Here is a 12,813-nt window from a genome sequence, read left to right on the forward strand (position 1 = left end):
GCGAACTTGAAGCGGTCATCGCATGATTCGCTCCACAATTCCCAATTCACTAAATTTTATTTCTTCGTTTTCTATCATCTTTCTAATCACTTCCTTTACAAAGTCTTTATTATTAAAAAACTGATAATCAACTATTTGATTGGCAGGTGCTGGAATTATCTCTAAGATTTTTTGTCTATACTTTGTATAAATCTCTATCGGAATTGGCTCATCTCGCTTTTTTTGTTTCAAGCAATTATCGCAAATTCCGCAGGTGATGTTCGTAAACTCATTGAAATATTCCTGCAAAAACTGCTGACGACATCGGCGACTTTCATCGGCAAATTGCACAACGGCTGCTACTTTTTCTAATGCTTTTTTCTTGCGTCGTTGCATTTCTACAACGTTGATTGTCAGATATTTAACGTCTTGACGAGCCGTAAGAAATGTCAGTTGTGGAATACTTTTTTGTTTTTGGTAAGTCAAGATTCCCACTTGTTGGAGGTAATCAAGCATTTTCTCGATTTCGCCCGCACTGCCAAAGAAATATTTCCCAATCGTGGCTTCCGAAATACTGACGTAGCTCGTAAATAAATCACCGCCGTAAATTCGGAGTAGCGTTTTGATAAACTTATCGTAACTCGGTGTTTTTATCTGAAACTTGTACAATTCATGATTATCGACTTTAAATGAAATCTTCGATGGACTATAATACGCATCACTTAGCTGAATCAAGCCTTCGTCTTCCAGCACTTTTAGTTCGTTGTGCGTATCGTGAGCCGAGAAACCAAAATTGCTGATAAACTCCTGAAAATCAAAGTCATAACTCTCAAAATTCTCTCCACCAACTGCCAAGTTTTTATAATTGGCCAGTGCTTGATAAACCCTTTTGAGGTTTTCGATGGGCGGATATTTTTTCTCGGTTTGTTGGAAAATATCTTCCAAATCACCTTTCGTGTAAAGTAAAACGGCGTATGCTTTCTTGCCATCTCGCCCCGCACGGCCAGCTTCTTGATAGTAGGCTTCGAGGGTTTCTGGTAAATCAAGATGCACAACCACTCGCACATCGGGCTTATCGATACCCATTCCGAAAGCATTGGTGGCCACAATTACCCGAACTTGGTTATTTATCCATGCTTCTTGTTTCTTGAATCTTTCGGGAGTTGACAAACCAGCATGATAAAAATCCGAACTAATTCGGCTACGATTCAACCAATCCGAAATTTCTTTCGTGCGTCGGCGACTACGCACATACACAATGGCAGTTCCTTGTACTTTTTGTAGAATATCAAACAGTTTTTTCTCCTTACTATCTTCACAAAATACCGAATACGAAATATTTGGTCGAGCAAAACTCTGCTGAAAAACCTGTACGTTTTTGAGTTCGAGTTTGTCGATAATATCTTGTTGGGCTTCTTTGGTGGCAGTGGCCGTGAGTGCAATCGTAGGGGCATTTCCCGTAAATTTTCTAAATTCGGGTATTTTCAGGTAGGGCGGACGAAAATCATAACCCCACTGCGAAATACAGTGTGCTTCGTCAATGACAAGCAAGCAAACCTTCATCATTTTGGTGCGTACTTGCATGATTTCGGTCAGCAGGCGTTCGGGCGAAACGTAGAGGAACTTAAAATCACCATAAACAAAATTATCAAGGGTATAATCAATTTCGTTGCGGTGCATGCCCGAATAAATGGCTGCGGCTTTTATTCCTCGTCGTTTGAGTTGCTCAACTTGGTCTTTCATCAGAGCCACCAGAGGCGTAATAACGATACAAACGCCCTCCATGGCCATGGCTGGCACCTGAAAACAAATAGATTTTCCACCGCCAGTAGGCATTAAGGCAAGTGTATCTTTTTGTGCCAATACCGAGTTGATTATATCTTCTTGTAATGGTCGAAAAGCATCGTATTGCCAAAATTCTTTTAATATTTCTAATGGGGTCTGCATCGCAAAGAATAAAAACTTCGTCTTTAGCTACAAAGATAGGAGTGTGAATTGGTGAAACAGAAATAGAGTAAGTATTTTCTTTCGTTCGTTGACCGACAAAAACATTGGTTTTATCTTTATTTCCAGAGAATCATTCAACAAAAGTATTAGATTTTTCGTTAGAATTAATAACTTGTGAAATAATTAACGAGCAACCCAATTACCACAAATTACGTATATCTTTTAAATCCTGACAAACAGACGATTAATTTAAGAATTATGAGAAAAATCTACCTTTCTGGCTTATTACTTCTGGTGGTAATGTCAGTTTTTGCCCAAAAATTAGCCAAACCTCAGTACGGTGAATTGACAAAATCAAACCCTGATAAAATTGAGTTTATGAAAGGGAAAATGATTGTTTGTCCAGGGATTTTTGAAGATGCCAACACATACGTACCGATGGCAAAAGAAGTTGAGGAAGCATTGAAAGGGCAAAAAAGCCGTGGAGGCAATGGTACTGCAAAAACTACTTTTATTATTGATTACGTTGGGTTTTCGCCAGCTGCACAACGTTCGTTTCAGGCCGCTGTTGATATTTGGGCAAATCTTATCACATCACCAGTTCCAATCCGAATCAGAGCCGTATGGCGTGCTATTGATAGCGGAAGTGGTGGGGGAACAATCTTAGGACAAGCATCACCGGGTGATTTTACAAGAAATTTTCCTGGTCAACAAAGAGCAGGAACGTGGTATCCGATTGCGTTGGCTGAAAAAATAGCTGGTCAAGAACTCAATTCTGTTAATGACCCAGATATTACGGCTGAGTTTAATAGTTCGGCTCCATGGTATTTGGGGGTAGCTTCGCCAGGTGCCAATCAGTTTGATTTTACTTCGGTGGTTTTACATGAGTTATGCCATGGTTTAGGATTTACTTCTTCTCTAAGAGTTCCTGTGAGTCAGACAGGAACTATCGGTACGACAGGTTCTTGGGGATTTGGAACTGGTTCGCCGTTTGTGTATGACCACTTCATCGAAAATGGAAGTGCACAACAATTAATTAACACTACTAATTTTGCGAACCCTTCATCACCTTTAAAAGAGCAACTTACTGGCGATAATCTGTTTTTCAATAGCCCTACCGCAACCGCCTCTAATAAAGATGTAAAAGCAAAAGTGTATGCACCTACTACTTACCAAGGAGGGTCGAGTATTTCGCACGTAAATGATGCTACTTATCCATCAGGTAATATCAATTCATTGATGACAGCAGGGGCAAGCTTGAGAGAAGTAATCAGAGACCCAGGGCCAATCGTTAAGGGTATTTTTGCTGATATGGGCTGGAAAAGCACATCGTTGTTGCATACCCGACAAAAAAATATCGAAAATTCAGTTAGTAAAGTTACAATTAAGGCAACTATCACCAGCGATACAACAATCGTAGCAGGAAGTGCAAAAGTGTTTTACACTGAAAATGACACTTTAATGACCAATGCAAAGCCTATTAATATGGTGAGAATTGGTACAACAAATGAGTATTCGGCTGATATTCCAGTTACTAAGCCAACTGCTATTATTCGTTATTATATTACAGTCGATGACAACTATAAAGTAAAGAATACCTCACCAGCCGAAGCTCCGGCAAGAGGTTTTTATGGATTTAGTGTTGGCACAGCCGATGCTTTCCCACCGTTTGTTACGACCAGCCCTTACACGGTTGTACCAACAACAAGTAGCCCTGATATTTTTGCTAATATCGAAGATTCTTTCGAACACGGAATTGATACAGTTTACGTAGAATACAGACTCAATGGCGTTACGCAGAAACCATTTGGCGTAAAAAAATACAATCCTGCTACTGATGATAAAGCGTATTCACAAGGCCGAAACGACGTGTTTGCTTACTTAGCAAAATCGCCTTTCGGTACTTTGAAGCAAAACGACCGCATCCAGTACAGAATTGTGGCTATTGATAAATCGAAGAATAAGAATATTACCGTTCTCCCGTCTTATTTAAATACGCCAGGCACAAATGTTGTACCTACTGCCGATTATTTTGAATTTGTAGTGAGCGATTTGAAATCACAAGACCCAATCAAGGTTTATTCAAATGATTTCAATACTGCATCAAACGATGATTTTGTAGGTATTGCAGGTTGGGGCATTACTCAACCAACAGGCTTTACGAATGGTGCGTTACATTCAGCTCACCCATACAAGAATGGAGGTAACGAAGATTTAGAATCAAATACGATTGCATTGCTTCGCTATCCGATTGAATTAAAAGAAGATGTAGATTCGGCTACAATTTCGTTTGATGAAGTTGTATTGGTTGAACCCGGCGAAACAGGTTCGGAGTTCGGTGACCTTGATTTTTATGATTATGTTGTTGTGGAAGGGTCTTACGATGGAGGCTTGAGTTGGGTGCCGTTTGAAGCAGGTTATGATGCTACCAGCAATGCCGACTGGCTAAGGGCTTATAGTTCAAATTTGGTGAGAGGAACGGTTGTTGGTTCGGACGGTAGAGTAATTACTTCAGAAGATTCAAGAGCAACTGCTACTTCGGCATTGTATAAGCCTCGTTCGATAAATATGTTATCGAGTGGAGATTTTATCGGTGGTGATGTTGTCTTGATTCGTTTCAGACTTTTTGCCGACCAACTGACTTATGGTTGGGGTTGGGCAATTGATAATTTGAAGATACAAGTACCTCCACCACCGCCTGTTTTGGCTACCGAAGCATCGGCCGAAAGAGTGCTGACACTTTCGCCCAACCCAAGCCCTGATGAAATCTTGATTTCAACGAATTTGGCAAAACCGGGTCGAGTGAAAATGGAAGTTGTCAGTGCAAAAGGAGTAAAAGTAATCGAGAAAGAATATATTGCTGATGTAAACGTTTTCAATCAAAAAATTGACTTGCAAGACCTCTCAGCGGGTACATATTTAGTTAGATTACACACCGAAAACGGAATCATCGTGAAACGCTTTGTGGTGAGTAAATAAGAAAAATTTATTGCCTTAAAACCGTAGAAGTTCGAAAATAGAACTCCTACGGTTTTTTGTTTTATAAAGTTTCTGTAAATTGTGGCATAGAAATCAAAGAAAATGATGCGTAGAATCTTATTTATTTCATTAGTTGCCATTTTGGGCCTTTCGTGTAAAACAACTCAAAATATATCGGGTAAATCGCCTTATGCGAAGATGCTCGACACCTCAAGTGTCTTATCGCAGAGCATGACAGGAATGGCTTTATATGATTTGAGCGAACAAAAAATGATTTTTGAGCGAAACGCTAATCGTTATTTCACACCAGCATCAAATACTAAATTATTTACGTTTTACGCCTGCTTGAAGACCCTCGGCGATTCGATTCCTGCACTTCGCTATGAAATCAAAAGCGATTCTTTGATTTTTTGGGGAACTGGCGACCCGACTTTCTTCCACCCCGACCTTACAAGTACCAAAACTTTTGATTTTCTGAAATCATACAAGCGTAGTAAGAGGTTCTATTTTTCGGATGGAAATTTTACCAACCCATATTTCGGAGCAGGTTGGGCTTGGGACGATTACAGCAGTTACTACACCGTAGAAATGTCGGCGTTGCCGATGTACGGTAATATCGTAAGAACTAAAATCGAGAACGGCGAAGTGAAACCTCAACCGAGTATTTTTGATAATAGTTTTTATAAGAAAGATGTAGGCACTGAAATAGAGAGAACACCTGCCGATAATCAGTTTCTTCTCCCAAAATCTCTTTTAGCAAAATCAGGCTATCAACAAGATATTCCGTATAAAACCTCAACTGGCTTAACACAGCAATTGCTCATTGATACGCTTCGTAGAAATGTAAATTTATTGAAAATACCAGTTACAGCGACCGCAAAAACGCTTTATAGTATGCCCACAGAGCCTGTGTATCGATTGATGATGCAAGAAAGCGATAATATGTTGGCTGAGCAGTTATTGTTGCTTTGTGGCACTACTTTGAAAGACTCTATCAATTCTTCTTTTGCCATCAAATCAATCAAAGAAAAGCATTTGCAAGACCTTCCCGATGCTCCAAAATGGGTCGATGGCTCGGGACTTTCACGTTATAATTTATTTACACCTCGTTCGATTATCAAATTATTGGAGAAAATTCATGCCGAACTTCCACAAGAAAAGTTGTTCTCGATATTAGCAAATGGCGGTAAAAGTGGAACTGTAAGAAATATGTTTAAAACCGATGGAGAACCATTTGTTTTTGCAAAATCGGGTTCGTTGAGTGGAGTTTATAATCTAAGTGGTTATTTGGTCACAAAGAAAGGCAAAACAATACTTTTTAGCTTAATGAATAATAACTTTACGAAGCCAACAAGCCAAGTAAGGAAAGAAGTAGAAAAGATTTTGCTGGAGGTAAGGAACAGAGAGTAAAACATGGATAGCTAAGTATCGGCCGATACTTAGCTATCTAACTACTTTATTTTTTCAATTCATTCAATGCTTGATTTCGTAACATTGTAGCGGTTTCATATTCACCAGTGTGGCTCCAACCTGGGGGCATAAAAATATAAGCAATTTTGTTTTTTAATCCTGGTGCAGCTAATACATCGTGCCACAAACTAATAAGTTCCCCAAAATAAACATCAATAAAATTATTTGAGTCCATAGGGCGAGTGATGCCATAGTCAACAGGAATTATTGATTCTTCTTTCTGATAAGTTCCAAAAACAATATCCCAAACGTTGATAATAGAACAAAAATTAGTATCCATATACAGATGATTTCGTCCGTGGTGTACTCGATGGTGTGAAGGAGTCAGAATGAATTTTTCTAAGAAACCCAGTCTGGCATTTTTCATTGTACTTTCACTTATATGCACGAATGCTCCCCAGATACTATCAAAAATCATGATTGCAAAAAGCATGAGCGGTTGTATGCCCATAACCATGCAAAACATAGCTGCAAAAAATTCTGTATAAAGGTTTTCTACAAAAAAAGTAGTGAGTGTTACTGAAGAATTAAGGTCTTCGGGCGAGTGGTGAACGGAGTGAAAACACCACAAAAAACGAATTTTATGAGTAAGATAATGGCGGATAAAATTATTAAGTTCATAAACTAAATAACCATATATAAACCAGTACCAAGTTATTGAGGTTTCAATTACAGCATATTTATGGAATATTCCGATTGAAAGCACAAGTACCGAAATTCCAATTAACCGACTCATAATGCGGTTTGTGAGAATGATAAGAAAAGTTATTCGGTAAGTAGGTATTCTGAATCTGTATTGAACTAATAACCAACCAAATTCAAAAACAATGATAAAGGGTGTTATTGGAGAAATAAAAGCCAGAAAGCCTTCGAAAGTTAATAAAATCCTGTAATTACTGGAATGGATAATATCAATCAAGCCACTTATTCTAAAAAAAGTAAGTAGCTCACTGAAAAAGTCTTTAACAATAGTCATTTAAGTGGTTTTGTTTGAAATAAAAGCAGAAATTATCCTACTGCTTTTATTCAGTACTTTATAGCTTACTACTATTATTGACGTTTTAAAGTAAAAAATAGTTGGAATGGTTCAGATTATTTTCGAAACCAAAAACAGGTAGTTGCGGTAAATGCCTGACTATAAGAGCATTTGATTGATATTTAGGTGTAAACTTTAATTGTTTTTTAATTTACCGGAACTCATTTCTATATACTACACAATCGTTTTTAACTCATCCTTTAAGAAAAATCCAGTATAACTACCTTTTACTTTTGCTACTTGTTCAGGTGTACCTTCGCCTACGATTGTTCCGCCTTTGCTACCGCCTTCTGGACCAATATCAATTACGTGGTCGGCTACTTTTATCACATCCAAATTATGCTCAATAATCAATACTGTATTACCTTTATCGGCCAACTTTTGAAGCACTTCAAGTAGTTTCTGAATGTCTTTGAAGTGAAGTCCAGTAGTTGGTTCATCCAAAATATAAATAGTTTTACCAGTGTCTTTCTTCGATAATTCTTCCGATAATTTTACTCGCTGAGCTTCTCCTCCCGAAAGTGTGGTAGCGTGTTGGCCGAGTGTGATATACCCCAAACCAACTTCATTTAAAATCTGAACTTTGCGATTGATTTTCGGAATATTCTCAAAAAACTCAACGGCTTGCTCAACGGTCATATCCAGCACATCGGCGATGGATTTTCCTTTATAACGCACCTCTAAAGTTTCACGATTGAAGCGTTTGCCTTTGCAAGTTTCGCACGCTACGTGTACATCGGGCAAAAACTCCATTTCGATTTTCTTCATGCCAGCACCTTCGCAGTCTTCACATCGTCCACCTTTTACGTTGAACGAAAAACGTCCAGGTTTATAACCTCTTATTTTAGCTTCGGGAAGTTCGGCAAAAAGCGTACGAATCTCCGAAAACATTCCCGTGTAAGTGGCAGGATTACTTCGTGGTGTACGCCCGATTGGACTTTGGTCAACCTCAATTACTTTATCGAGATGCTCAAGACCTTCGATTGATTTATGGGCTAAAGGCTCTCTTTTTGAGTTATAAAAATGCTTGTTCAGCACAGGAAAAAGGGTTTCGTGAATCAACGAAGATTTTCCGCTGCCACTTACACCCGTAATACAAATCATTTTACCCAATGGGAGTTTCAGCGTGACATTTTTCAAATTATGTCCAGTTGCCCCTTTGATTGTCAGAAACTTGCCATTGCCTTTACGTCGTTCTTGTGGTACTTCAATACTAATCCGTCCACTCAAATAATCAGAAGTTGTACTACGGTTTTTGATAAATTCTTGTGGAGTCCCTCGTCCAACGATGTTTCCACCGTGTCGGCCAGCCCCCGGGCCAATATCCAAAATATAATCCGATTCGAGCATCATGTCTTTGTCGTGTTCAACAACCAAAACCGTATTTCCCAAATCTCGTAAATCTTTTAGTGCTTGAATTAGTTTTACGTTGTCTCGCTGGTGCAAGCCAATGCTTGGTTCGTCCATGATATACAAAACACCCACCAACTGCGTACCGATTTGAGTAGCCAAACGAATCCGTTGTGATTCTCCACCCGAAAGTGTACGAAGCGGACGGTTGAGTGTCAGATAATCTAAACCAATACCCATCAAAAATCCAATTCTTTTTCTGATTTCCTTCAAAATCTCTTTGGCAATTATATTTTGGCGGTCCGACAAACGAGCTTCCAAATCAGTAAACCACTCTTCCAACTCTCTGATGTCCATTTCGGCCAAATCGGCAATGTTTTTCTGAGCGATCTTGAAATTTAAAGATTCTTTTTTCAGTCGTTGTCCTTCACAATCTGGACAAGTTTTGATGACCAAAAAGTCACGTACCCAGTCTTGAATCTTATCATTATCAGAATCTTGCTGACGCTTCAAGAAAGTAATTACACCCTCAAAAGTTGTGTTCCATTCGGTGCCAGGGTATTTTTTTGATGGAACTGGCAACGGCGTTTCACTTCCATAAAGAATCGTTTTTAAGGCATCTTCTGGAATCTTTTCGATAGGAGTAGAAATATTTGATTTATATGCCTTCAGAATTACCTCTATTTGCTTGAAAATCCATAAATCACGGTATTCACCCAGCGGAGCAATTCCTCCACGAGTGATGCTTAAACTGCGGTCAGGAATGATAGATTCTTCGGTAATTTCTTCGATTGTGCCCAAACCATTACAAGTTGGACAAGCACCGTAAGGCGAGTTGAACGAAAAACTATTTGGTGAAGGGTCTTCGTAAGAAATGCCGGATTCGGGGTCAGTGAGGTTTTGTGAGAAATATTGTGTTTGGTTTTTGCTATCCAAAAGCATCATCGAGCCTTTTCCTTGCTTCAAAGCCGTACCGACTGATTGACTTAAACGATAACGGTCTTCTGTTTTCGGAATAACTCTATCAACGACAATCTCAATATCGTGTATCTTATAGCGGTCGAGTTGCATTTTTGGATTAATATCCAGCACCTCACCATCGACACGCACTTTATTATAGCCCAATTTGGCAATTTGTACAAAAAGCTCACGGTAATGCCCTTTACGTCCTTTTACGATAGGAGCAAGTAATGTAACTTTTTGATTTTCAAACTGTTGTAGAATCTGGTCAATGATTTGGTCTTGCGTTTGCTTAACCATCCGATTGCCAGTTATATAGCTAAAAGCTTCGCCCGCACGAGCAAAAAACAAACGAAGAAAATCGTAGATTTCGGTAGTTGTACCGACCGTTGAGCGGGGGTTTTTAGAAGTAGTTTTTTGTTCGATAGAAATTACGGGCGAAAGACCATTGATTTTATCAACGTCAGGACGCTCCATATTGCCAATAAAACTACGAGCATACGCCGAAAAACTCTCCATGTAGCGGCGTTGACCTTCGGCATAAATTGTATCAAAAGCCAAAGATGATTTTCCACTGCCCGAAATACCAGTAATCACTACCAGCTTGTTTCGTGGAATACTCACATCAATGTTTTTGAGGTTGTGTTCTCTTGCACCCAAGACTTCGATTTGCTCGTAGCCAGTTAGGTCAATATCATTCAGTTTTTTATTGCTCACTATTTTTTTGCTCGTTTTTTTCTTACAAAGATAACGAAAAAACAACGGTGGTGGTTCAGAAAAATAAAAAGCCATTACCTTAATTGTTGTAGGTAATGGCTTTTTGTTATGATTGAAGATTAACGATTAAGGAGTGTTGATTGAGGATTTTTTACAACTATTCTCTAATCTTCAATCATCACTCCTTATTCGTCAATTTTTACTTTAAATATCTTAGATTAAAACAGTACTTGCCACCATTTCACGAACGGCACTGGCAATGCCCGCAGGGTCGAAACCACATTCACGTTGAAGTTCGATTTGCTCGCCGTGTTCTACAATGCGGTCAGGAATACCCAAACGTTTTACCTTGGCAGTGTAGCCATTATCAATCATAAATTCTAATACGGCACTTCCCATACCACCTTGTAGGCAGCCATCTTCTACGGTTATCACTCGGTCGAATTTTTGGAAAACTTCGTGAAGCATTGCCTCATCGAGTGGTTTTACAAATCTTAAATCATAGTGGGCAGGATTTAAGCCTTCTTTTTCGAGCATTTCGCAGGCTTTTACTGCATAATTACCGATATGTCCGATTGTTAAGATGGCTACTTCTTCACCATCTTTTATTTTGCGTCCTTTTCCGATTTCAAGTTTTTGGAATGGACGTTTCCAGTCTGGCATCACTCCTTCACCTCTCGGATAACGAATCGTGAAGGCAGTTTTCAGTTTTTGAGTTTCTTCCAATTGGAAAGTGTACATCAAGTTTCGCAATTCTTCTTCGTTCATTGGCGAAGCCACCACCATGTGCGGAATACAACGCATATACGCAATGTCGTACGCTCCGTGGTGGGTAGGCCCATCGGCACCCGCAAAACCTGCACGGTCGAGGCAGAAAATGACAGGAAGTTGCTGCAAACACACATCGTGAATCACTTGGTCGTAGGCACGCTGCATGAAACTTGAGTAAATATTGCAATAAACAACCAAGTCACGAGTAGCCATACCAGCCGAAAACGTAACGGCGTGTTGCTCGGCAATACCCACATCAAACGCACGGTCGGGCATGGCTTTCATCATAATATTCAACGACGAACCCGACGGCATCGCAGGTGTTACACCCACAATTTTATCATTCTTTTCGGCCAATTCTACAATCGTATTACCAAATACATCTTGGTATTTTGGCGGCATTGGCTTATCGTAAACTTTCTTCTGAATTACGCCCGTTACTTTATCAAAAAGCCCAGGAGCGTGCCATTTGGTTTGTTCTTTTTCGGCAGGAGCGTAGCCTTTTCCTTTCACTGTTAGGCAGTGAAGAATTTTTGGGCCTGGAATATTCTTTAAATCTTCTAAAACACTTACCAAATGGTCAATGTCGTGGCCATCAATCGGGCCGAAATAACGTAGATTTAATGCCTCAAAGAAATTACTTTGGCTTAGCAAAGCACCTTTCATGGCATTTTCGATTTTGGCTACAATCTTTCTGGCACTCGTGCCGAAAGTACTCATTTTGCCGAGTAATTGCCAAACATCATCTTTTACGTTATTGTATGTTTTTGAGGTTGTAATATCGGTCAAATACTCTTTCAATGCACCCACATTTGGGTCGATGGCCATGCAGTTATCGTTCAAGATAATTAGCACGTTGGCATCTTTCAATGCACCTGCGTGGTTCATTCCTTCAAAAGCCATACCAGCCGTCATCGAACCATCGCCGATGATAGCAATGTGCTGGCGTTGTTTTTCGCCATTATGGTTAGAACCAACTGCCATTCCGACTGCCGCCGAAATAGAAGTAGAAGAGTGACCTACGCCAAAAGCATCGTATTCACTTTCTTTTCTTTTCGGAAAACCAGAGATACCTCCATAAACACGGTTAGTGTGGAAATTCTCACGTCTTCCTGTTAAGATTTTGTGTCCATAAGCTTGGTGGCCTACATCCCAAACGAGCTGGTCGTCGGGCGTATTAAAAACATAGTGCAAAGCAACAGTAAGTTCGACTACACCTAAGCTTGAGCTGAAGTGTCCACCATAGACAGAAACCATGTCGATGATATATTGGCGGAGTTCGTCGGCTACTTGTGGAAGTTTCGTACGGTCAACGTTTCGTAAATCTGCTGGAATGTTGATGTTTTTTAGTATTTCACCTGGCGTTATGAGCATATCTTTTGACCAATTAAGGGTAGATTGTCTTTCTAAAACTTAGTACAGCTAAAATTGTTCGATTTCGGAAGGAAAATTTACGTATAGAATAAAAATCCTTCTTTAATCTTTAAATTATTTAGACTTTGAAGTGTAAATGAGATTACAAATGTACGGAAAATTTAGAAATTTTAATCTTTCTTTTGGCTTGCTCGATAGAGTTTTTGTTTTTCTTCTTTGGTGAGGCTTTC

Annotated in this window: 6 protein-coding genes; 2 read left to right on the plus strand and 4 right to left on the minus strand. The window is 39.4% G+C overall.

The annotated features are described in order from the left end of the window. Positions 1-15: 15 nt before the first annotated feature. Positions 16-1,926 (minus strand): RecQ family ATP-dependent DNA helicase, encoded by a 1,911-nt coding sequence (locus ACOVO2_RS03470; RefSeq protein ID WP_421768631.1) that lies wholly within the window; start codon positions 1,924-1,926, stop codon positions 16-18. A gap of 258 nt (positions 1,927-2,184) precedes the next feature. Between ACOVO2_RS03470 and ACOVO2_RS03475 the strand changes: the two genes are divergently transcribed. Both ACOVO2_RS03475 and ACOVO2_RS03480 read left to right on the plus strand, forming a co-directional pair. Next, positions 2,185-4,905: a T9SS type A sorting domain-containing protein gene (locus ACOVO2_RS03475; protein ID WP_421768632.1), complete on the plus strand. Its 2,721-nt coding sequence runs from the start codon at positions 2,185-2,187 to the stop codon at positions 4,903-4,905. A 102-nt stretch (positions 4,906-5,007) separates the two neighbouring features. After that, a complete protein-coding gene (locus tag ACOVO2_RS03480) occupies positions 5,008-6,315 on the plus strand; it encodes a D-alanyl-D-alanine carboxypeptidase/D-alanyl-D-alanine-endopeptidase (RefSeq protein WP_421768633.1) in 1,308 nt (435 codons plus the stop codon). Positions 6,316-6,361: 46 nt separating this feature from the next. On the opposite strand, the gene ACOVO2_RS03485 is transcribed toward ACOVO2_RS03480, so the two are convergent. The 3 genes from ACOVO2_RS03485 to dxs all read right to left on the minus strand — a co-directional run bounded on the left by ACOVO2_RS03485 (position 6,362) and on the right by dxs (position 12,583). Continuing rightward, positions 6,362-7,111: a sterol desaturase family protein gene (locus ACOVO2_RS03485; RefSeq protein ID WP_421768634.1), complete on the minus strand. Its 750-nt coding sequence runs from the start codon at positions 7,109-7,111 to the stop codon at positions 6,362-6,364. 474 nt (positions 7,112-7,585) lie between these two features. Next, a complete protein-coding gene (gene uvrA / locus ACOVO2_RS03490; protein ID WP_421768635.1) occupies positions 7,586-10,438 on the minus strand; it encodes an excinuclease ABC subunit UvrA in 2,853 nt (950 codons plus the stop codon). Positions 10,439-10,651: 213 nt separating this feature from the next. Further along, positions 10,652-12,583 carry a 1-deoxy-D-xylulose-5-phosphate synthase gene (gene dxs / locus ACOVO2_RS03495; RefSeq protein ID WP_421768636.1) on the minus strand — a complete coding sequence of 644 codons (1,932 nt, stop codon included), beginning with the start codon at positions 12,581-12,583 and terminating at the stop codon, positions 10,652-10,654. Positions 12,584-12,813 lie beyond the last annotated feature (230 nt).

This window comes from Emticicia sp. (genome assembly GCF_049241225.1).
Taxonomy (GTDB): Bacteria; Bacteroidota; Bacteroidia; order Cytophagales; family Spirosomataceae; genus Emticicia.

What these genes read in the sequence shown, in the direction of transcription:
- ACOVO2_RS03470 (WP_421768631.1), bottom strand. Translation starts at nt 1,926, where the DNA reads ATGCAGACCCCATTAGAAATATTAAAAGAATTTTGGCAATACGATGCT.
- dxs (WP_421768636.1), bottom strand. Translation starts at nt 12,583, where the DNA reads ATGCTCATAACGCCAGGTGAAATACTAAAAAACATCAACATTCCAGCA.
- ACOVO2_RS03475 (WP_421768632.1), top strand. Translation starts at nt 2,185, where the DNA reads ATGAGAAAAATCTACCTTTCTGGCTTATTACTTCTGGTGGTAATGTCA.
- ACOVO2_RS03485 (WP_421768634.1), bottom strand. Translation starts at nt 7,111, where the DNA reads ATGAGTCGGTTAATTGGAATTTCGGTACTTGTGCTTTCAATCGGAATA.
- ACOVO2_RS03480 (WP_421768633.1), top strand. Translation starts at nt 5,008, where the DNA reads ATGATGCGTAGAATCTTATTTATTTCATTAGTTGCCATTTTGGGCCTT.